Genomic DNA, 20231 nt, shown 5'->3' on the forward strand with positions numbered 1-20231 from the left:
GTGGAGCGGGTACGTCAGGTGCGCGTCTGGTTGGCACGCTGGACGAGGATGACGGCGATGATGATCAGTCCCTTGAGCACCTGTTGCCAGAAGCTCTGCACGCCGTACAGGTTGAGAAGGTTGTTGATCAGTACGAGGACCAGGACGCCGCCGAAGGTGGCCTTCACGGACCCGCGCCCGCCCGCCAGGCTCGCCCCGCCGATCACGCACGCGGCGATCGCGTCGAGTTCGAAGGCCACCCCGACGCTCGGCTGGGCGATGCCCACCCGGCTGGCCAGGATGACGCCCGCGAGACCGGCGCACGCGCCGCTGATCGTGTAGGCGAGGATCACGTGCCCGCGCACGTCGATGCCCGCGAGCCGGACGGCCTCGGCGTTGCCGCCGATCGCGACGATGGAGCGACCGGCGGGGAAGCGGGTCAGGAACAGGCCGCCCGCGAGGAACACGGCCAGCATGATCACTGTGCTCAGCGGGACGGGGCCGAGCATCGCCGAGCCGAGCGTGAGGAACGCCGGGTCCTCGGGGGTGATCGGCACCTCGGAGTAGACGAACGCCAGGCCCCTGACGGTGGTCAGCGCCGCCAGGGTCACCACGAAGGGCGCCAGCCCGAACCGGGCGACCAGCACGCCGTTGACCAGCCCGAACCCGATCCCGCAGGCGACGCCCACGACCGTCGCCATCGGGATGGGGAGGTCGGAGACGAGACCGGCGGTGATGATGCCGGAGAAGGCCACCACCGACCCGACCGACAGGTCGATGCCGCCGGTGAGGATCACCACGAGCATGCCGTACGCGAGCAGGCCGGTGGTGACCATCTGCTTGAGCAGGTTGGTGAGGTTGGGCGGGGTGAGGAACGTGTCGGAGGTGAGTGCCGCCACCGCGACGAGCGCCACGATGAGCGTGACGAACGCGACCTGCGCGGTGAGGTCCCGGCCCGCCAGGACCAGCCGGGGAAACCTTCCGTGGATCGAGGCCGCCGGACCGGCGGGCGCCGGGCCGGAGGAGGCCTCGGGACTCGGGGTGGTGGGAGCCGCGTCGGTGGACGCGGGCCCCGCCGGCTGCCCGGTCACGCGATCCCCCCGGGCCGGGCGGGCCTCCGGGTGGGCCGGGTCATGTGGTCACTCCGGGCTGGCCGGGTCATGCTGTCCTCCGGGGGTGTGCGGGTCATGCCGTCCGCCCGATCGAGTGGGCGAGGATCTCGTCCTCCGTGGTCCGGTCGGAACGCAGGTCGCCGGTGATGCGCCCCTGGTTCATCACGAGCACCCGGTCGGTGGCGCCGAGCACCTCCGTCAGGTCCGAGGAGATGAGCAGGACGGCGAGGCCCTGCCGGGCGAGGTTGTCGATCATGCGGTAGATGTCGACCCTGGCCGCCATGTCCACACCGCGGGTCGGCTCGTCGAGGATGAGCACGCGCGGCTCGGCCAGCAGCCACTTCGCGAGCACGGCCTTCTGCTGGTTGCCGCCGCTGAGGTTGGCCACCGGCATCGAGGCGCACCCCGAGGGCTGGATGCCCAGCCGGTCGATCATGCCGGCGACGTTCCTGCGCCTGAGGCCCGTGTCGATCAGCGGGCCCCGGGTGGCCGAGTGCAGGGTCGTGAGCGTGATGTTGTCGAGCACGCTCATGCCGAGTACCAGGCCGGTGCGCTTACGGTCCTCGGTGACGAGCGCGAGCCCGGCCGCGATGGCCTCGGCCGGCGTACGGAAGCCGACGGCCCCGGACCGGCCGCGTGCCCGGTCGGCGGACGCGGCCTCGACACCGGACGCGGGCTCGACACCGGACGCGGGCTCGGCGCCGGACCGGGCACCCGCCTCGCCCGCGGACAGGGACTCGGCGCCCGGCCGGGAACGTGGCCGCTCCACGAGCCCGGCACCGGACCGGACGCGCACCTGGCCCGCGGACGCGGGCTCGGCGCCGAAGACGCACCGGGCCAGCTCGCTGCGGCCGGAGCCGACCAGGCCGAACAGCCCGACGATCTCCCCCGAGCGCACGGAGAACGAGACGTCCTCGAACTCGCCCCCGCGAGTGAGCCCGGAGACGCTGAGCCGTACCTCGCCGGGGTCCGCGCGCCGGTCGGGGTAGATCTGTTCGAGGCGGCGGCCCGCCATGAGGCGGATCAGCTCGTTCTCGCCCGTACGGGCGGGTTCGGTCGTCTCGACGATCCTGCCGTCCTTGATCACCACGATCGAGGTGGCGAGCTCCAGGACCTCCGCGAGCCGGTGGGAGACGTAGACGACCAGCACCCCGCGCTCCCGCAACCGCCTGATCAGCGCGAACAGCGACTCGAGGTCGCTTCCGGCCAGCACCGCGGAGGGCTCGTCGAGCACCAGCACCCGCGGCTCGTCCACCAGCGCCTTGGCGATCTCCACCATCTGCTGCCTGGCCACCGTCAGGCGGCCCGCGACGGTACGCGGGTCGATCGCGCCGAAGCCGATGCTCTCCAGCAGCTCCCCGGCGCGGGCGTGCGCCGCCGGCCAGTCGATGAGCCCGCCGCGCTTCCTGGGGAAGTGCCCCATCAGCAGGTTCTCGGTGACCGACAGCTGGGGTACCAGGGTCAGCTCCTGGTAGACCGTGCGGATGCCCCGGGCGTGCGCGTCGTGCGGCGAGCGCAGCTCGACCCGCTCGCCGTCCATCCACATCTCGCCCGCGCTCATGGGCTGGGCACCGGCGAGGATCCTGATCAGGGTCGACTTGCCGGCTCCGTTCGCGCCGACCACGGCGAGGACCTCGCCGGGGTGGCCCACCAGGTCCACCCCGTGCAGCACCTCGACGCCGCCGTAGTCCTTGCGGACGCCCCGGAGCTCCAGGCTCATCCGAACGCCTCCATGACGACGACCGTCTTCTGCCGGGTGAAGTCGAGGACGGTCTCGTGCAGGCCCTCGCGGTAGCCGCCGGTGTCCTTGGTACCGCCGAACGGCAGGTTCTCGGCGCGCAGCGCGGTCGAACCGTTGATGACGACCCCGCCGACGTCGAGGCGCCGCGCGATGGAGAACGCCCGCGAGACGTCCCGGGTGAAGACCGCGGCGTGCAGGCCGTACGGGGACTCGTTGGCCATCCGCACCGCGTCGAGGGGATCGGTGAAGCGGGCGACGGGCGCCACCGGGCCGAAGATCTCCTCGGCGAAGGTGGGGCTGGCGGTGGGCACGTCGACCAGCACGACCGGGTCGACGAACGCGCCGCGCCTGCCGCCTCCGGCGGCGAGCCTGGCCCCCTCCCCGACGAGCCTGCCGACGGCCGCCTCGACCCGCTCGGCGGCCTCCTCGGCGATGAGGGGGCCGACGTCGGTCTCCTCGAGCAGCTGGTCGCCCACGGAGAGCTTGGCCGTCTGGCCGAGCAGCGACTCGACGAAGGCGTCGTGGATGCCGTCCTGGACGTAGACGCGCTTGACCGCGCAGCAGATCTGCCCGTTCCCCCTGGCCAGGCGGCCGAGGACGACGGCTCGGGCGGCCTCCTCGGCGTCGGCGTCGTCGCAGACGATGAGCGCGTCGTTCCCGCCGAGTTCCAGGAAGACCTTCTTCAGGGTCGCGGCCCCGAGGCGGGCGATCTCGCGGCCCGCCGCGGTGCTGCCGGTGAGGCTCACCGCCGCGATCCCGGGGTGCTGAGCCAGCGCCTGGGACACCTGCACGCCTCCGGCGACCAGCTGGTGGGCGTGGGCGGGCGCGCCGGCCCGCTCGACGAGCTCGGCCACCCTGAGCAGGGCGAGCGGGCAGCGGGCGGGCGGCTGGACGACGACGGCGTTGCCCGCGGCGAGGGCCGCGGCGGCCTTGTGCGCGTACAGCTCGACCGGGTAGTTGAACGGGACCAGCGCCGCGACGACGCCGAGGGGCTCGCGCATCGTCACCGCGAGGTGCCGCTCCAGGCCGGGAACGGCGTCGAGCGGGATCTGGCGGCCGAAGAGCCTGGTGGCCTCCCCCGCGTACCCGCGGAAGATCCGGATCGCGGCGTCGACCTCGCCCCGGGTCTGCTGCACGGGCTTGCCGTTCTCGGCGGCGAGCAGCGCGGCGAGATCGTCCCGCTCGGCCTCGATCAGGCCGGCCACCCGGCGCAGGAGGTCCGCGCGCTCGTGGGCGGGCATGGCCGCCATCGCCCGCCGGCCCTCCTGGGCGGTCTCGACGACCGCGGCCACCCGCTCCGCGCTCGCCGCCTCCACCTCCCCGAGCTGCTCGCCGGTGCCGGGGTTACGGACGGTGATGACGGAGGCGTCCGGCGAGGTGAGAGCGGACATTCGTTGCACTTCCTTCCATACAGGCCTTGCGTTGCGAGCTGCGGATCCGTGGAGGGGGCGGGATCAGGCGGGTTTGCGGGTCCTGGGGGCGGCGTAGCCGATGCGGCGGCCGATGTCCGCGGCCATCCCGAGCGCGGCCGGCGCCAGGCGGTGGCAGTCGCCGACGCTGAACCGTCCGGCCGGTGCCGACACGCTGAACGCCCCCACCGGGCGGCCGGAGGCGTTCATGATCGGCAGGCCGATGCAGCGCACCCCCTCCTCGTTCTCCTCGTCGTCGATCGCGAAGCCCTGGTCGCGTACGGTGTCGAGCTCGGCGAGCAGCGCGTCGCCGGTGAGGCTTCTGGGCGTGCGGGGCTCCGCCCGCACGCCCAGGATCTCGGCGCGGCGCGGCTCGTCCAGGAAGGCGAGGACCGCCTTGCCCATCGCGGTGCAGTGCAGCGGTACGCGGCTGCCGATCCGGGAGACCAGGCGCACCGACTTGGCGCTCTCCACCTTGTCGACGTAGACGATGTGGTGGCCGACCGGGACCCCGAGGTGAACGGTCTCCCCGCTGATCTCCACCAGCTCGGCCAGGTACGGCTGGGCCGCGGCGCGGAGCCCGTCCTCCTCCAGGTAGCGCCCGGCGAGGGTGATGAGGGTGACCCCGAGCCGGAAGGCCCCGGTGGCGTCCCGCTCCAGAACGCCCAGTTCCAGCAGCGAGATGGCGTAGCGGTGGGCGGTGCTGACGGCGACGCCGGTATGCGCCGCGAGTTCGCCCAGGGTCATTCCGGACTGACCGCTTCCGGACACGGCACTGATCAGCTCAAATGCCTTGTCGACGCTTGATGATTTCCTACCGCTTTTCATTCGAGTTACTCGAATCTATTTTCAGATATTTGTAAGATTTTTGCGATAGTTACATCGGCGATAACCACTGTCAACCCTCGCGCACAAATAGTCCCCGCCCGGGGTGAGGCCGGAGCAGGGCAGGCACGGTCGGACTTGTAGGCATGAACGACCACAAAGCACTACGATCAGGCATATGTTCGACCAGAGCGCGTGTCACTGTCTGCTGTGCGTCGAGCAGGAGGTGGAACTCGACGAGGCCGGCCTCAGGACGATGCGAAGTGTCCGGGATCGCGGGTGGGCGGTCGTCATGGTCCCGGAGGACGAGGACGGGCCGGGCTGGGCGTTCACCGTCGGGCTGTGGCACACGCTCCGCTCCCCCGAGGTGGCCATGTTCGGTCTCCGCGTGGACGTGATGGGCAACTGCCTCGACACCCTGGCCGACGAGGTCGCCGCCGGGCGTCACCTGGTCGAGGCCCGGGAGCGGGACGACGTGATCAGGAACTACCCGGTCGTCGCGAGAACGGTGGACACGAGCTGGTACCGGTCGCTGTTCGGCACGGCACTGCACTTCTACCGGCGGCCCCCGCTGTCCTTCATGGAGATCGTCTGGCCGGACGCCGCGGGCCGCTTCCCCTGGAACGACGGCTGTGCCCCGCGACTCCGCGAGCTCCAGCCCGCGCTGTGGATCCCGAAGGACGACCACGCCCCGGGCCCCTGGACCAAACTTCCCTGACGAACCCGGGCCCGCGACCGGAGACCCGACCGGGACGGAGACACGCCATCGGCACCGGCCGGGCCTCCGGAGATCGCGACGGGCACCGGCTCCGGCGTTGCGGCGAACCGAAAACCGGATAAACGGCTAAATAACCCGACTCACCTGTTTCATGTGGTTTTCTGGCGACTCAGGGCCTTATTCCGGGAGTCGCCCGCATAAAGGCCCTTGGCCATTTCCTCACGGCGCTTCCGGGCCCTTCCCGAGGACGAAGGACGCGATCTCGGGGAAGGGCCCGGGAACGGCCCTGAGAACCGCCCCGCCGCGGGGCCGTCGCGGCTCGCGCACCTCGCCCGTCCCCGGCCCATGAGGGTTTCCCGGCCCACGAGGTTTCCCGGCCCGCGCGGCGCCGGGCGCCCGTACCGGCGACCTCCGGCGCGTTCACCCGACCCCCACTCGGCGACCTGTAATTTTTGTACAATTGTCGACTGTGCTTTACCTATGGGGGAGGAATTCCGTGCCAAGGGCGACGTTTCGAGAACGCTTGCGTTACTGGTTCGACAACACCATGTCCCGGGGCACGCCCGCGCTGATCGGATGGCTCGCCCTCGTCTCTCTCGGCCTCATCCTGCTGGTCACGACGCTGAGTCTGTGGCTGACCCCGCACGAGGCCGCGAAGCACCACGGCGCCCCGGGCATGCTGTGGATGACGCTGATGCGCGCGCTGAGCCCGGGGAAGGTGGCCAGCGACACCGGCAGCGCGCCGTTCGTCGCCCTGATGTTCGTCGCGTCGCTGGGCGGGCTCTTCATCGTCAGCGCCCTGGTCGGCATCCTCTCCAACGACCTCAAGAGCAGGTTCGAGGAGCTGCGCAAGGGCAGGTCCCGGATCATCGAGACCGGCCACATCGTGGTCCTGGGCTGGTCGGAGCAGGTCTTCACGATCGTCAGCGAGCTGGTCCAGGCGCACGCGAGCGACCGCAGGTCGGTCATCACGATCCTCGCCGACAAGGACAAGATCGCCATGGAGGACGAGATCCGGCAGTTCGCGGGCGAGACCGGCAGGACCAGGCTGGTCTGCCGGACCGGGCGGCCCACCGAACCGACCGACCTCGACCTGATGAACCTCGCCGGGGCCCGCTCGGTGGTCGTCCTCTCCCCGCAGGGCGAGGACCCCGACGCGCACGTCATCAAGACGCTGCTCGCCCTGGCCAAACGGCCCGGCAGCCACCCGCCGGTGGTGGCCGCCATCGCCGAGAGCTCCAACATGGCCGCCGCGCGTCTCGCGGGCGGTCCCGGCGTCCACCTCGTCGACTCCGACGACACCGCCTCCCGGCTCATCGTGCAGTCATCGCGGCAGTCGGGCATGTCCGTGGTCTGCATGGACCTGCTCGACTTCGGCGACGGGGAGATCTACCTGCGCTCCGACCCCGACTTCACCGGCATGACGTACGGCGAGGTGCTCCCGGCGTACCAGACCGCCACGGTGATCGGGCTGCGCCAGGCCGGGAAGGTCATGCTGAACCCGCCCATGAGCACCGTGATCGCCGACTCCGACGAGATCATCGTGATCGCCAACGACGACTCGATGATCCACCTGGCCGCCGGCATGCCCTCGGCCCGCGAGGAGTCGATCGTCATGGTCGAGCACACCAGACCGGGCCCCGAGCGCACCCTGGTCCTCAACTGGAACGGCCGGGGCCGCCGGGTCGTCCGCTATCTCGACGGCTACGTCGCGCCGGGTTCGGTCCTGGACATCGCCTCCGACCACCCCGACGCGGCGACCGGCTTCGAGGGATTGTCCAACCTGACGGTCAACGTCAAGGAGTGCGACACCTCCGACCGTTACGCGCTGGAGTCGCTCGGCCTGGGCCTGTACCAGCACGTGATCGTGCTCTCCGACGACCGCTACAGCCCCGGCCACGCCGACACGCGCACCCTGACGACCCTGCTCCAGTTGCGCGACATGCAGTCCTCGCTCGGCGAGCGCTACTCCATCGTCAGCGAGATGCACGACGAGAACAACCGGAGCCTGGCCGAGGTCACCAAGGCCGACGACATCGTGATCAGCGACACGGTGATCGGCCTGCTGCTGGCCCAGCTCGCCGAGAACCGGCACCTGGCCGAGGTGTTCGGCCAGCTCTTCGACTCGGGGGGTTCGGAGGTCTACCCGCGCCCGGCGGAGCGGTACGTCCGCCCCGGGGCGCCGGTCGACTTCGCCTCGGTGATCGAGTCGGCCCGGCGCCGCGGCGAGACCGCGATCGGCTACCGCCTGGCGGACCGCGTGAACGAGGCCCCGCACTTCGGCGTCGTCCTCAACCCGGACAAGTCGCGACCGCTGCGCCTCGGCCCCGGCGACTCGGTGATCGTCCTGGCCGAGCGCTGACCCGCCGGGGCGGGGCCCTGCCGGATCAGGCAGTGATCATGAAAGCGAGCCCGAGCAGCACTACGACGGGGATCACCCAGACCACGGCCTCGATCGCGAACTCCTTGTACACGGTGAGCTTCTCCCTCTGGGTGCTGCCTGACATGAAAACGACGATGCGCAGCATATGCGTATCGGCAGGCGTTCCCGTACCCGGGTCGGGGCCGGCCGGCGGCTTTCTCCGGCTCGGCCTCCGCCGGTTCCTAGCGGCTCAGATAGTGGAAGCTCGGTTTCGGGTGCATCAGGAAGTCGTGGTGGGAGATGTTCCAGGCGTAGGCGCCCGCCATCGTGAACTCCACCAGGTCGCCGGGCTTGAGCGCGATGGGGACCCGGCGGGCCAGGGTGTCCTTGGGAGTGCAGAGCTGGCCGACGATCGTGATCGGCTCACCGGCCTCCGTCATGACCAGGGGCTGGTCGTGGCCCTTGGTGGCGGGGGTGCGGATGTGGTGGGTCCCGCCCGCCACGATCGCGAACAGCTCGCCGTGGACGCGTTTGACGTCGATGACGCGCGTCACGTACCTCCCGCAGTAGACGGTCAGCGAGCGTCCCGGTTCGATCCGGAGCGTCTCCCCGGGACGACGGAGGGCGGCCAGGCCCGAGCCGTAGGCCGTCCAGTCGAAGCGGTCGTCGGGGTCGGCGTAGGAGACGGCCATGCCGCCGCCGAGGTTGATCTCGGTCGCCCCCAGCGTCCGCGCGTAGTCCAGGACGGCCGCCGCCAGCTCCAGCATCCGGGGCGCGTCGAGCCCGCTGGCCAGGTGCGCGTGGATCCCGCGCAGCCGTACGGCACTCTGGGCCTCCAGCAGGGCGACGCATTCGGCGATCCCCGCGGGGTCCATCCCGAACGGTGTGGCGCCGCCGCCCATCGCCAGCGAGGCCCCCGCGATCGGGACGTCCAGGTTGACCCTCAGCAGCACGTCCGCCGAGCGGCCGGACGCGAGCAGGCGGCGCAGCTCGCCGGGGCTCTCGACGTGCAGGCGGGTCACGTCGCCGAACAGCTCGGCGTCCGTCTTGCCCGGCCCGCCCAGCGCGATCGGCGCGTGCGGGAAGTGTTCCCGCACGTGCGCGAGCTCGCCCCCCGAGGCGACCTCGAAGCCGTCGACGTGCGGGGCGAGCGTCCGCATCAGCTCCGGGTCGGGGTTGGCCTTCACCGCGTAGTACAGCTCGACGTCTCCCAGCGCGGCGCGGATGTCCCTGACGTGGGCGCCGAGTTCGACCAGGTCGTAGACGTATGCGGGCAGCGGCCCGGCCAGGAACGACTCCGAGGTCTGCGGCTGCGCCGCGACGGTGGCTGTCACTGCGTTCTCTCCGATCATGGCGGTACGGGACGTCGGGCGGGCGAGAACCGGGTCTCGACGATCAGGGGGCGCGGGGGCATGACCGCGGTCACCTCCTCGTCCACGATCTGATCCGTGTGGTGGACATCCAACACGCTTCACCCGGGCGGTTCGTCGATACGGTGCCGTGTCGGGGAAAGTCGAGGGCGCGGGGAGTAGGGTGCCGCCCGTCGGTACGCGGCCATCCGGGGCGAAGGCCACGAACGCGGCGAGGGCGCGAGGAGCGGCTGAGGGAGCGGAGGGTGGCCGGGCACATCCGGGTGGCGTTCGAGGTGGACGACTCGGCCGCCGTCACCGCCGAGCTGGCCGGGGCCGGGGCGACGGTGGTCGCCGAACCCGTCCGGACCCCGTGGAACTCGCTCAACTCCCGCCTTGAGGGGCCCGCCGGGCTCCAGCTCACGCTCTTCACCGAGCTGGGGGAGGCCGCCGATCCCCAGGGCGCCCGTTAGCCGTTCAGGCCTTCGATCTTGAGGGTCATCGGGTGACGAAGTACCAGAGACGCGCCCGATGGTTGTCGCAGAAGTACTGGTTGGCGTAGACGTTGTTGGTGGTGCCGCCGCCGGCGACGGTGAGGCACTTGTCACTGTTGTAATTGCGGATGTGGTAGTTGGAATCGCCCTTGTCGACGAAGGACCACAGGCGTGACGGATGTGCGTCGCAGTAGTACTGGACGGCGGGGGCGTTCTCGTAGGGGCTGCCGCCGGCGATGGTGAGGCACTTACCGGTGTAGTTGTTCTTGATCCAGTAATGGTTGTTGCCTCTGTCCACGAGATACCAGACACGCGACCCGTGACTGTCGCAGCTGAACTGGACGGCGGGGGCGTTGTCGTTCCGGTCGGCACCGGCGATGGCCAGGCACTTGAAGCTGTTGAAGTTCCTGATCCAGGTGAGGGCCCCCGCCGGCACGGGTGACGCCAGGGCGGCTGAGGCCGCCGGTGCGGACGGCGCCATCCCCGCGGTCGCGACCATCGCCGCCAGGAGCACGCCGACCGTCTTCGTGTAATGCTTCGCCATTGCCATCACTTTCCCTTGGTCGTGGAGACGACAGGAGGAACCGTCACGGGGTCCGTTTCGCCTTCGAAGAGTTCCGGTCCGCGGGGCGCGGTCACCGGATGACTCATTTCACCGGCCGCGCCGGGGCTCCGCCATCGCCGCCGAATAACCGAACGTTTCCGGCACCCGGAGACAGGGGCCGTACCGGCCCCGGAGGGTGGTGGCGATCACGGTCCTGCCATGACGCTCACGGCGTCAGGGCACGGCGCAGTTCCGCGAGCGAGTCGACTCCGAGGACGTCGTGTGCTTCGCGGAGGAGCGTGGTGACCGTGTCCAGGTCGAGGACCATGCTGTAGGCGATCTCGGACTTGGAGTGCCCGTCCGCGGCGAGCCGGGCGATGCGTTGCCGACACGGGTCCAGGGCGTCCACCCGCCGGCGCCGGAGGCGAGGAGCGGACCCGAGCCGCCGCGCGACGGCGTCGCCGAGCGACACGGCGCCGCACTCCTCGGCCAGTGTCAGTGCCTCGGACAGCAGAACGCGGGCATCGTGATCGCTCCGGGTCAGGGCTGTGCCGAGTTCGGCGAGAGCGTGGGCCTGTTCGAGGCGGTGCGGCGTGGGGCGCAAGATCCGGATCGCCTCCTCGAGAAGCTCCGCGGCCGAGTCCGGCTGCAACACGGCGAGGGTCCGCAGGGCTCGCGCACGGGTCAGCTCGCCGCCGAATCGATCCGCTCGCCGCATCCCGACGGTCACGACCTCGCGGGCCTGGTCCGGCGCGGAGTGTCGCAACGCCCGGCCGAGATCGAAGCGCCACAGGCACACGGACGGGTTGAGCAGGCACGCGTTTTCGAGCCACTGCCCGACCCGGCGCAGAGTGGCGGCGGCACCGGCGGTCTGACCGCGCGCGAGTTGAAGGGCGCCCCGAACGGCGTTCGGCACCGGGAGCACCAACGCGTCGGCCAAGGACGTGCCGTACTCGCGGTCGCCGCACACCGCCTGCGCACGATCGACGTCGCCGCGCGCGAGCAATGCCTCGATCAGGGTGCCGGTGGCGAACTGCTCCCCGGGCGTTCCCGGACCGGTGCGGTCGGCCAGGCGCAACGCGATCTCGGCGTCGGCGACCGCGTCAGCGAGTCTTCCCTCCCGCAGGGCCACGTTCGCCACATGGGCGCGGGTGAACGTGAGGTGGGTGCCGCGCCAGCCGTTGCGGCCGAACTCTTCCATCGCCTGCTCGAACAGACGTCCGGCCATCGAGAGGTCGTCGGAGTACAGGTGGACGAATCCGGTCATGGTACCCACCTCCATGCCCTGGTCGAGGTCGGCGAACGACACACCGTTCCGGAGCACGGGCCGGATGGCCTCCGCCGCGGCGGTCCGCGGCTCACCGCGCAGCACCAGGCTCCATGCGTGCGTGGCGATGAGCAGACGCTCCACGTGGCCGGTGCCGGACAGCGGTGGGGCGGCCCGGTCGAGCAGCAGCATGCGGTCGGGCCGGTGCGGGTCGTCGGCCCACCATGTCGCCCACAACAGCTGCTCTGCCCGCAGGCGGTCACGCAGAGCGTCGTCACGGCAACCGTCCAGTGCCCGGTCGAGGGATCGGACGGCGTCGCCGAGCCGGTTGGCGTAGCCGTACGCCTTGGCGAGCGCGATCGCCGCCTCGACGCCCTGGGCGTCATCGGCGGCCTGCTTGCGGGCGGCGAGCAGTTCGGGGATGGCCGTGGCCACCTCGCCCAGCGCCAGCGCCTGCCCGTAGCGCATTCGTACCTGGCAACGCCGGCCGGGCGGGGGCGGCTCGGCGACCGCGCGCCCGAGGTAGCGGGCCGCCGTGCCCGCCAGGCCGGAGCTCATCGCCTCGGCGGCTGCGGCGGCCAGCCGGTCGACCACCCAGGGATCGCCCGCGGTGTTGACCCGCAGCAGGTGAGCGGCCACCGTCTCGAGGCCGGCATCGGCATGGTGCAGCAGCCTTGCCGCCGCGAGATGGGTGTCGCTGCGCTGCGAGGGGTCGATGGCGTCGTAGACCGCGCTTCGGATGATCGGGTGCCGGAAGTCGACACTGGACCGGTCGGCCAGGATCGCGGCCCTGCAGAGCCGGTCGTATTCGCGCCCACCTTCCTCAGAGGTCAGTCCCGCGAGACGTACGGCCTGGTCAAGCTGGATACCGGGGCCGAGCACGGCGAGCGTTCGGGCCAGCCGCCCCGCCGACGGCCCCAGCATGCTCAGCCGCTCGTTGAGGTGGACCACGACCTGGCGAGGTATGAGACGAGCGACGCGCGTGGCGGACTCGGCCGTCGGCGCGAGCCGGCGCTCGTGGGCCAGGTCGAGCATCCACCGCAGATAGAACGGGTTGCCGCCGCTGTGCCGGTGGAAGGCCGAGCAGAACGTCTCGTCGGGAGGGCCGCTCCGGCGCCCGAGGCTGCGGTCGACGATGGCACGCACGGCGTCCAGGCTGAGCGGCCGGGGCCGGATGATCGAGGTCGCGCGCAGGATGATGCGGGTGAGCGCCGGGGACGTCGTGGGCTCGTCCGGCCGGCAGGCGAGCAACAAAACGACAGGCAGTCCGGCCAGCCTGGCACTGAGGAACTCCAGCCAGTTCAGCGACTCCTCGTCCAGCCAGTGCGCGTCGTCGACGGCCAGCAGCAGCGCGTCGTCGCGTCCGGCAGGGTCGGTGGCGTTGACCAGGAGCCAGTACAGGGCTTCGGTCAAGCCGATCATCGAGCCCCCTCGCCGCGTATGCGGCAGGCCGAGCGGTACCCGCGCGAACGCGGCGGCGCCGGCGAACAGACGCTGCCGATCCTGGCCACTGTGACCGGCCGCCCAGCGGCCGAGCAGTGTTCGGACGCCGCAGAAGGCCATCGTCTGATCGAGTTGATTGCCGCGCACCATCAAGGGAGTGATCCCACGCACGGCGCTTTCCGAGCACACCCGCGCCAGCAGTTCGGACTTGCCGATTCCCGCCGGGCCCTCGACCACGATCGTGGCCCCCGCCCTTCTGCGGACGTCGTCGAGCGACGATGAACAGGAATTCAGATCGTCGTCGCGTTCGAAGATGCCGTTGTCCGCGGCGGTGTGACCAGGCAGTCGCAGTGCTTGCAGAACGTGCTGCTCGTCGAGGGCGACCCTCCCCGCGGCGCGGGCACAGGCCACGCAGCCCGCGACGACCTTCGCGACGAATTCGTCCCGCAGTCGCCGTTTGCCGGCCATCACCTCGGAGAACGTGGCCGCCGCGACCCCGCTACGGCGAGCCAGCGTCGCGTCGGTAGGTCCGCCCACGACCCGCTGTAAGGTGCGCAGCTGGCGCCGAAGATGGTCGTCGGGGTCCGGACGGGCCATTTCCGCTCCTCACGTTCCTTGAACGCGCCGCACGGGACAGGCCACAGCGATCAATTCACTTCCGATCGGCCACAGCCGGAGGAAAAAACATTTTAGCGATTTTCACAGCATGTCACCGGCGCATTTCGTACGGTCCTTCTTCCGAGAGGTCGTGCGAAACTCGGGCCCCGAGGCCCCGAGGTCGCGAGGAGCCGGAGATGGCTCAGAGCACGGAGCCGCCGGTGGCGTCGAGGGTGGTCCCGGTGACCCAGCGGGCGTCGTCGGAGACCACGAAGGCGACCACGTCGGCGACGTCCTCCGGGGCGCCGACCCTGGCGAGGGCGGACTGCCCGGCCGCGAAGCTCTCGGCCTCGGGGTCGCCGCGCAGCCAGCCCGCGTTCATGTCGGTGTCGGTGATGCCCGGCGAGACCGAGTTCACCGTGATCCCGCGCGGACCGAGTTCCTTGGCCAGCGTCCGGTTCAGCACCTCCATCGCCCCCTTGGTCGCGACGTAGGCGGGACTCTGGGGGAAGGCGATCCTGGTCACGCCGGAGCTGATGGTGACGACGCGCCCGCCGTCGCGCAGGAGGGGCAGCGCCCGCTGGATGATGAAGAACGGTGCCCTGACGTTGACGGCGAACATCCTGTCGTAGGCCTCGGGTGTGACCTCCGAGATGCCGCCGGGGACGATGATCCCCGCGTTGTTGACGAGGATGTCGAGCCCGTCCACCTCCTTCTCCAGGGCGGTGAAGAGCGTCTCCACGTCCCCCTCCACACCGAGTTCCGCCCGGACGGGGAACGCCTCTCCCCCGGCCTCGGTGATCGCCGTCACGACCTCCCCTGCCGCCGCCTCGTCCCTGGCGTAGTGGACGGCCACCCGGACCTCCTCGCGCCCGAGCCGCAGGGCGATCGCCCTGCCGATCCCCCTGCTCGCACCCGTCACCAGCGCGGTTCTCACATCGCCTCCCAGATTTTATAGCGATCGCTACAAAATCGAACCGTAGCAGAGTTTTGTAGCGTTCGCTATACAATGCTCCGGTGAGCAGGAAGCGAGCCTTCGACCGCGACACCGTGCTGGAGATAGCGCTGCTGGAGTTCTGGCGGCACGGCTACGAGGCCACCTCCATCGCCTCCCTCACCGCCGCGATGGGCATCCGCCCGCCCAGCCTGTACGCCGCCTTCGGCGACAAGCGGCACCTGTTCGAGGAGGTCGTCGAGCGCTACAGGAGGTACGACTTCTCCGCGCGGGCGCTGGCCGAGGAGCCGACCGCGCGGGCGGCGATCTTCAGGATGCTGCGCGAGGCGGCGGCCAACTACACCGACCCCGGGCACCCGCCGGGCTGCCTGATCTTCAGCGCGGCGGCCAACGTCGGCCCGGAGTCGGCCGACGTGCGGGAGGCGATGCGCGGGATCAGGGAGGGCGCCAAGGCCGCGCTCACGGCGCACATCGCCTCGGACGTGGCGGCGGGCCTGCTCCCCGAGGGCACCGACGCCGAAGCTCTCGCCCTGTTCTACGCGGCCACGATCCAGGGCATGTCCGCCCAGTCCCGCGACGGCGCGACCCGGCGGGATCTGGAACGGATCGCCGAGCTCGCGATGCTCGCCTGGCCGGGGGAACGGGAGGGCACTCCGGACGAGCACCCTCCCGCCCGGCGAGACGCTCCGGACGGGCACCCCGGACGCGGCCGGGAGTGATCCCCGGGCCGGGTCACCCGCTCTTGGCCGAGGTGTCCTCCGGGGCCGCGTCGGGGACGGAGGCGCGGAACCAGCGGGTGCCGTACGGCTCCAGCGTGAACTTCACCCGGCCGTCGGAGGGCAGGTCGATGGTGCCGTCCACCAGCAGGTCGACCAGCGTCTCGCAGCCGTCGAGCTTCTCGAGCACGAGATCCACCTTCGCCTCGCGGTCGGCGAAGTTGTGGACGGCGACCACGGTGCCGCCCTCGGCGTCGGCCCGGTGGGCCAGCACGGCCACGTCACCGGCGTCCAGGATCTCGTACGCGCCCCAGGCCAGTTCGGGCGACTCCCGGTAGCGCTCGATCAGGAGCTTGATCCAGCTGAGCAGCGAGTCGGGGTCGCGGCGCTGGTCGGCGACGTTGACGTTGCGCGGGCCGAACTTGCCGGTGGGCGAGGGGACGTTGGTCTTCGGGTTGGGCGAGAAGCCGCCTCCGGCCGACCACTGCATCGGGACCCGGACCGCCATCCGGCCCTCGGCCTTCAGGTTCTCGCCGAGACCGATCTCCTCGCCGTAGAAGAGCACCGGGGTGCCCGGCAGGGAGAACAGCACGCTGTAGGCCAGCTTGAGCCGCCGCAGGTCGCCGCCGAGCATCGGGGGAAGGCGGCGGCGCAGACCCCGGTCGTACACCTGCATGTTCTTCTCCGGGCCGAAGGCGTCGAAGACCTCGTGCTTCTGCGCCTCGGTGAGCTTGTCCAGGGTCAGCTCGTCGTGGTTGCGGACGAACATCGCCCACTGGGAGTCGTCGGGCGGTTCCGGCCGGTCGCGCAGGGCCTCGGCGAGGGCCTCCGGGTTCTGGCGGGCCATCGACAGGTGGAAGCGCTGCATGGCGATGAAGTCGAAGCACATGGTGACCTCGTCGCCGTTCCCCGCGTCACCGAAGAACTTCATCAGGTCCGGGTAGGGCAGGTTGACCTCGCCCAGCAGGATCGAGGTGCCGTCGCGGCGGTTCATGAAGGCGCGCAGGTCGGCGAGGAACTCGTGCGGGTCGCCGCCGATGCCCTCGATCAGGAACGGCACCGCGTCCACCCGGAAGCCGGACAGGCCGAGTTCCATCCAGAAGCCGAGAACGCGCGCGATCTCGTCGCGGACCTGCGGATTCGCCGTGTTCAGGTCGGGCTGGAACTTGTAGAAGCTGTGGTAGTAGTACTGGCCGGTCTTCTTGTCCAGCTCCCAGAGGCTGTCCTCCTTGTCGGGGAAGACGATCGCCTTGGGGTCGACGGGTCCCGGCTCGTCCTGCCAGACGTACCAGTCGCGCTTGGGAGAGTCGCGGCTGGAGCGGGCCTCCTTGAACCAGGGGTGCTCGTCGGAGGTGTGGTTGACCACCAGGTCGGCGATCACCCGCATGCCGCGGTCCCTGGCGGTGCGCATGAACTCCACGAAGTCGCCAAGGGTGCCCAGCCGGGGGTCGACCGAGTAGAAGTCGCTGATGTCGTAGCCGTCGTCGCGGCTGGGGCTGGGAAAGAACGGCATCAGCCAGATACAGGTCACCCCGAGCCGGTCCAGGTGGTCGATCTGCTGGGTGAGGCCCCGGAAGTCACCGATGCCGTCACCGTTCCCGTCCTTGTAGGTCTCGACGTCCAGGCAGTAGACGACGGCGTTCTTCCACCACAGATCAGCCGTATAGGTGAGTCGCATGCGTGCGCACTACCCTCCCTTGACGTTTTTATGAGACAACCCCGACATTGGGCCGACGCCGGAGAGGTCGGCGAGCCCCCCGGCGCGTTACGGTGGACGGGACGGCCAGGAGGAGATCATGCGACAGCTGAGGCGCGGCGCGCCCTTCGGCTGGCTGCTCGCCCTGCTGCTGCCGCTGCTCGTCTCCGGCGGGTTGAGCGGGGGCGGCGCCACCGTCCTCCTGCGGCACGCCACCGTCACCCAGTCCTCCGGCGAGCACCAGCGGCTCTCTCGCCCGGCCTCCGACAGCGGGCACAGGAACGCCCTCGTCACCGGCCTCTCCGCCACCGGGATCGGCCTGGGGGGCGGGGGCGGCCACCCGCTCGCTACCCCGCCGGCGGACCCGCGGCACCTCTCCCTCACCACCGGCCAGGACTCGCGTCCGGCCCGCGACGACGACACCCGCCCGCTCGCGGCCCTGCTCGTCAGGCCGGGGCGCGCGCCGCCCGCCTCCACCGCCGGCTGAACCGTCCCGGAGCCGCTCCGGGCCTTCGCCGTACCGGAAAACGCCTTTCCCGTGCCTGAAAGCCGCCGTACGCGAAGCACGCCGGCGTCCTGAGACCGGCTCCTCCGGCATGACCCGAGGACAGTTCCCCAGCCTGTGGAGGCTCCCATGTCGCGTGCCCCGGTGGTACGCGCGGTGGCGGCGCTCGCCGTCATCGCCACCTCGCTGTTCATCGCCCTGACCATGTCGCCGCGCCTCGGCCTCGACCTGCGCGGCGGCACCCAGCTCGTCCTGGAGACCAGGGACTCACCGACCGTCAAGGCCGACGCCGCGGCCACCGACCGCACCCTCGAGGTGCTCCGCCGCCGGGCCGACGGCTTGGGCGTGGCGGACGCGCCGCTGGCCCGCTCGGGCGAGCGGCGCATCATCGTGGAGCTGCCCGGCGTGCAGGATCCGACCAAGGCCGCCGAGGTCATCGGCAAGACCGCGCAGCTCACCTTCCACCCGGTCCTCGGCGTCCCCGACCCGGCGGCCGGCACCCGGCCGGGGAAGGGCGAACAGATCCTGCCCGACGAGCGTGGCGGCCCGCTGCACATCGGACCGGCCGCCCTCACCGGTGACGGCGTCAGCGGCGCCGAGGCGGGCATCGACGCCCAGCAGGGCAGCGGCTGGTTCGTCACCGTCGACTTCCGCGACAGCGGGCGCGCGGAGTGGGCCGAGCTGACCGGCCAGGCCGCCTGCAACCCGGCGGGCGACCCCAAACGGCGGGTCGCCATCGTGCTCGACTCCAAGGTGATCGTCTCACCCCAGGTGAACGAGGACGTGGCCTGCGACGTCGGCCTGCCCGGCGCGTCCACCCAGATCACCGGCACCTTCACCTCGGAGGAGGCCGCCGACCTGGCCCTGCTGATCAAGGGCGGCTCGCTGCCGGTACCCGTCGAGATCGTCGAGCAGCGGACCGTCGGCCCGACGCTCGGCGCGGCCGCGATCACGGCCAGCGCCCAGGCCGCGGTGATCGGCGTCGCGCTCACCGCGCTGTTCATCGTCGTGACCTACCGGCTGGTGGGCCTCATCGCCGCCTTCGCCCTGGCCTGCTACGCGCTGATCTCGTACGCGGCGCTGGTGGGGCTCGGCGCCACGCTCACCCTGCCGGGACTGGCCGGCTTCGTCCTGGCGATCGGCATGGCGGTCGACGCCAACGTGCTGGTCTTCGAACGGGCGCGGGAGGAGTACGCGGCGGAGCCGGGGTTGCGGGGCGCGCTGGAGAAGGGCTTCCGCAACGCGTGGAGCGCGGTGGCCGACTCCAACATCACCACGCTGCTCGCCGCCGGACTGCTGTTCTTCCTGGCGTCCGGACCGGTACGCGGTTTCGGCGTCACGCTGAGCATCGGTGTGATCGCCTCGCTGATCACCGCGATGGTCATCACGCGCGTCCTCGCCCAGTGGGCGGTGAGCCTCCAGGCCGTCTCCTCGCGGCCCAGGCTGACCGGCCTGTCCGACATCGGGCGCGTCCGTACCTGGCTGAACGCGCGCAAGCCTGACCTGATGAGCCGCCGCTCGGTGTATTTCCTGGTCACCTGCGTGCTGGTGGCCGCGTCCGTGGCAGGGGTCGCGGTGCGGGGACTCGACTTCGGTGTGGAGTTCACCGGAGGCAGGCTCGTGGAGTACTCCACGAGCACCCCGATGACCGCCGACGCAGCCCGCGAGCTCGTCAGCGACGCCGGGTTCCCCAACGCGGTGGTGCAGTCCTCCGGCGAGGACATCTCCGTACGGGCCGGTCAGATCAGTCCCGCCGACGTGGTGCGGATCGAGAGCGCGCTGGAGAGCGGGGGCGCGTCGGTCACCAAGGAGCGCGACGAGCTCGTCGGGCCGAGCCTCGGGGAGGAACTGCGCCGCAACGCGCTGATCGCGCTGGGGGTCGCGCTCGCCGCGCAACTCGCCTATCTCGCCTTCCGGTTCCGCTGGACGTTCGGGCTGGCGGCGGTGCTGGCCCTGGTGGCCGACGCGGCGATCGTGGTCGGCGCGTTCGCGTGGCTGGACAAGCCGGTGGACGGGGTGTTCCTGGCCGCGATGCTCACCGTGATCGGCTACTCGGTCAACGACAAGGTCGTGGTCTTCGACCGGGTCCGCGAGCTGTGGGGTGCGCGGCCGAAGGCCCCGTTCGCCGAGGTGACGAACACCGCGATCCTGCAGACCGTCCCCCGTACGGTCAACACCGGCCTGGGCGCGCTGTTCATCCTGGCCGCGCTGGCGGTGCTCGGCGGTGACTCGCTGACCGACTTCGCGGTGGCGCTGCTGATCGGGATCGTCGTCGGCACGCTCTCCTCCGCGCTGGTCGCGGCGCCGATCGCGATCGAGCTGGAGCGGCGCAGGCCCACCGCGCCGCCCCGGCCCAAGCGAAGAGGGCCGGCCCCGGCCCGCCAGGGCTCGGGCGCGGTGGTCTGACCGCCTCCGCCTTTCCTACTAACCCTACAAATGATGGGTGAATTTATACACAAAACTATTGCCATCTGGGACTAAAGGCAGAACTCCCCGGCTGGCAAGGGTCCTCGGCAGGG

Annotated in this window: 15 protein-coding genes; 6 read left to right on the top strand and 9 right to left on the bottom strand. The window is 70.9% G+C overall.

Annotated elements, in window-relative coordinates:
- Positions 1-14: 14 nt before the first annotated feature.
- The 4 genes from ACTOQ3_RS27060 to ACTOQ3_RS27075 all read right to left on the bottom strand — a co-directional run bounded on the left by ACTOQ3_RS27060 (position 15) and on the right by ACTOQ3_RS27075 (position 5069).
- Positions 15-1070 (bottom strand): ABC transporter permease, encoded by a 1056-nt coding sequence (locus ACTOQ3_RS27060; RefSeq protein ID WP_440086205.1) that lies wholly within the window; start codon positions 1068-1070, stop codon positions 15-17.
- 94 nt (positions 1071-1164) lie between these two features.
- Positions 1165-2811 (bottom strand): sugar ABC transporter ATP-binding protein, encoded by a 1647-nt coding sequence (locus ACTOQ3_RS27065; protein ID WP_440086206.1) that lies wholly within the window; start codon positions 2809-2811, stop codon positions 1165-1167.
- On the bottom strand, positions 2808-4223 hold the full coding sequence (locus ACTOQ3_RS27070; RefSeq protein ID WP_440086207.1) for an aldehyde dehydrogenase family protein: 1416 nt from the start codon (positions 4221-4223) through the stop codon (positions 2808-2810). The genes ACTOQ3_RS27065 and ACTOQ3_RS27070 overlap by 4 nt, the downstream gene beginning before the upstream one ends.
- A 63-nt stretch (positions 4224-4286) precedes the next feature.
- Complete coding sequence (locus tag ACTOQ3_RS27075; RefSeq protein WP_440086208.1) at positions 4287-5069, bottom strand: IclR family transcriptional regulator; 783 nt, start codon at positions 5067-5069, stop codon at positions 4287-4289.
- Positions 5070-5244: 175 nt separating this feature from the next.
- Here ACTOQ3_RS27075 and ACTOQ3_RS27080 point away from each other — a divergent pair, with 175 nt between their 5' ends.
- Positions 5245-5784: a DUF4262 domain-containing protein gene (locus ACTOQ3_RS27080; protein WP_440086209.1), complete on the top strand. Its 540-nt coding sequence runs from the start codon at positions 5245-5247 to the stop codon at positions 5782-5784.
- 496 nt (positions 5785-6280) lie between these two features.
- The gene (locus tag ACTOQ3_RS27085; protein WP_440086210.1) at positions 6281-8146 is read left to right on the top strand and encodes a CASTOR/POLLUX-related putative ion channel; all 1866 of its coding nucleotides are present in this window, start codon (positions 6281-6283) and stop codon (positions 8144-8146) included.
- A 242-nt stretch (positions 8147-8388) separates the two neighbouring features.
- Here the strand turns inward: ACTOQ3_RS27085 and ACTOQ3_RS27090 are convergent, their stop codons facing one another.
- Positions 8389-9480: an alanine racemase gene (locus ACTOQ3_RS27090; RefSeq protein WP_440086211.1), complete on the bottom strand. Its 1092-nt coding sequence runs from the start codon at positions 9478-9480 to the stop codon at positions 8389-8391.
- A 281-nt stretch (positions 9481-9761) separates the two neighbouring features.
- Between ACTOQ3_RS27090 and ACTOQ3_RS27095 the strand changes: the two genes are divergently transcribed.
- Positions 9762-9968: a VOC family protein gene (locus tag ACTOQ3_RS27095; protein WP_440086212.1), complete on the top strand. Its 207-nt coding sequence runs from the start codon at positions 9762-9764 to the stop codon at positions 9966-9968.
- Positions 9969-9993: 25 nt separating this feature from the next.
- Here the strand turns inward: ACTOQ3_RS27095 and ACTOQ3_RS27100 are convergent, their stop codons facing one another.
- The 3 genes from ACTOQ3_RS27100 to ACTOQ3_RS27110 all read right to left on the bottom strand — a co-directional run bounded on the left by ACTOQ3_RS27100 (position 9994) and on the right by ACTOQ3_RS27110 (position 14777).
- Complete coding sequence (locus ACTOQ3_RS27100) at positions 9994-10533, bottom strand: RICIN domain-containing protein (RefSeq protein WP_440086213.1); 540 nt, start codon at positions 10531-10533, stop codon at positions 9994-9996.
- 226 nt (positions 10534-10759) lie between these two features.
- The gene (locus ACTOQ3_RS27105) at positions 10760-13840 is read right to left on the bottom strand and encodes an ATP-binding protein (RefSeq protein ID WP_440086215.1); all 3081 of its coding nucleotides are present in this window, start codon (positions 13838-13840) and stop codon (positions 10760-10762) included.
- A gap of 202 nt (positions 13841-14042) precedes the next feature.
- The gene (locus tag ACTOQ3_RS27110; protein WP_440086216.1) at positions 14043-14777 is read right to left on the bottom strand and encodes an SDR family oxidoreductase; all 735 of its coding nucleotides are present in this window, start codon (positions 14775-14777) and stop codon (positions 14043-14045) included.
- 80 nt (positions 14778-14857) lie between these two features.
- On the opposite strand from ACTOQ3_RS27110, the gene ACTOQ3_RS27115 reads away from it, so the two are divergent.
- On the top strand, positions 14858-15514 hold the full coding sequence (locus ACTOQ3_RS27115) for a TetR/AcrR family transcriptional regulator (RefSeq protein ID WP_440086218.1): 657 nt from the start codon (positions 14858-14860) through the stop codon (positions 15512-15514).
- A gap of 13 nt (positions 15515-15527) precedes the next feature.
- On the opposite strand, the gene ACTOQ3_RS27120 is transcribed toward ACTOQ3_RS27115, so the two are convergent.
- Complete coding sequence (locus ACTOQ3_RS27120; protein WP_440086219.1) at positions 15528-17189, bottom strand: alpha-amylase family protein; 1662 nt, start codon at positions 17187-17189, stop codon at positions 15528-15530.
- 118 nt (positions 17190-17307) lie between these two features.
- Between ACTOQ3_RS27120 and ACTOQ3_RS27125 the strand changes: the two genes are divergently transcribed.
- Positions 17308-17694: a hypothetical protein gene (locus ACTOQ3_RS27125; RefSeq protein ID WP_440086220.1), complete on the top strand. Its 387-nt coding sequence runs from the start codon at positions 17308-17310 to the stop codon at positions 17692-17694.
- A gap of 147 nt (positions 17695-17841) precedes the next feature.
- Positions 17842-20118: a protein translocase subunit SecD gene (gene secD / locus ACTOQ3_RS27130; protein WP_440086221.1), complete on the top strand. Its 2277-nt coding sequence runs from the start codon at positions 17842-17844 to the stop codon at positions 20116-20118.
- The last annotated feature ends 113 nt before the right edge of the window (positions 20119-20231 follow it).

Source organism: Streptosporangium sp. LJ11 (assembly GCF_051918945.1).
GTDB lineage: Bacteria > Actinomycetota > Actinomycetes > Streptosporangiales > Streptosporangiaceae > Streptosporangium.

Excerpts from the sequence above, each read along its gene's own strand:
- ACTOQ3_RS27065 (WP_440086206.1), bottom strand. The coding sequence starts at position 2,811 with ATGAGCCTGGAGCTCCGGGGCGTCCGCAAGGACTACGGCGGCGTCGAG.
- ACTOQ3_RS27070 (WP_440086207.1), bottom strand. The coding sequence starts at position 4,223 with ATGTCCGCTCTCACCTCGCCGGACGCCTCCGTCATCACCGTCCGTAAC.
- ACTOQ3_RS27075 (WP_440086208.1), bottom strand. The coding sequence starts at position 5,069 with ATGAAAAGCGGTAGGAAATCATCAAGCGTCGACAAGGCATTTGAGCTG.
- ACTOQ3_RS27080 (WP_440086209.1), top strand. The coding sequence starts at position 5,245 with ATGTTCGACCAGAGCGCGTGTCACTGTCTGCTGTGCGTCGAGCAGGAG.
- ACTOQ3_RS27100 (WP_440086213.1), bottom strand. The coding sequence starts at position 10,533 with ATGGCGAAGCATTACACGAAGACGGTCGGCGTGCTCCTGGCGGCGATG.
- ACTOQ3_RS27105 (WP_440086215.1), bottom strand. The coding sequence starts at position 13,840 with ATGGCCCGTCCGGACCCCGACGACCATCTTCGGCGCCAGCTGCGCACC.
- ACTOQ3_RS27120 (WP_440086219.1), bottom strand. The coding sequence starts at position 17,189 with ATGCGACTCACCTATACGGCTGATCTGTGGTGGAAGAACGCCGTCGTC.
- ACTOQ3_RS27125 (WP_440086220.1), top strand. The coding sequence starts at position 17,308 with ATGCGACAGCTGAGGCGCGGCGCGCCCTTCGGCTGGCTGCTCGCCCTG.
- secD (WP_440086221.1), top strand. The coding sequence starts at position 17,842 with ATGTCGCGTGCCCCGGTGGTACGCGCGGTGGCGGCGCTCGCCGTCATC.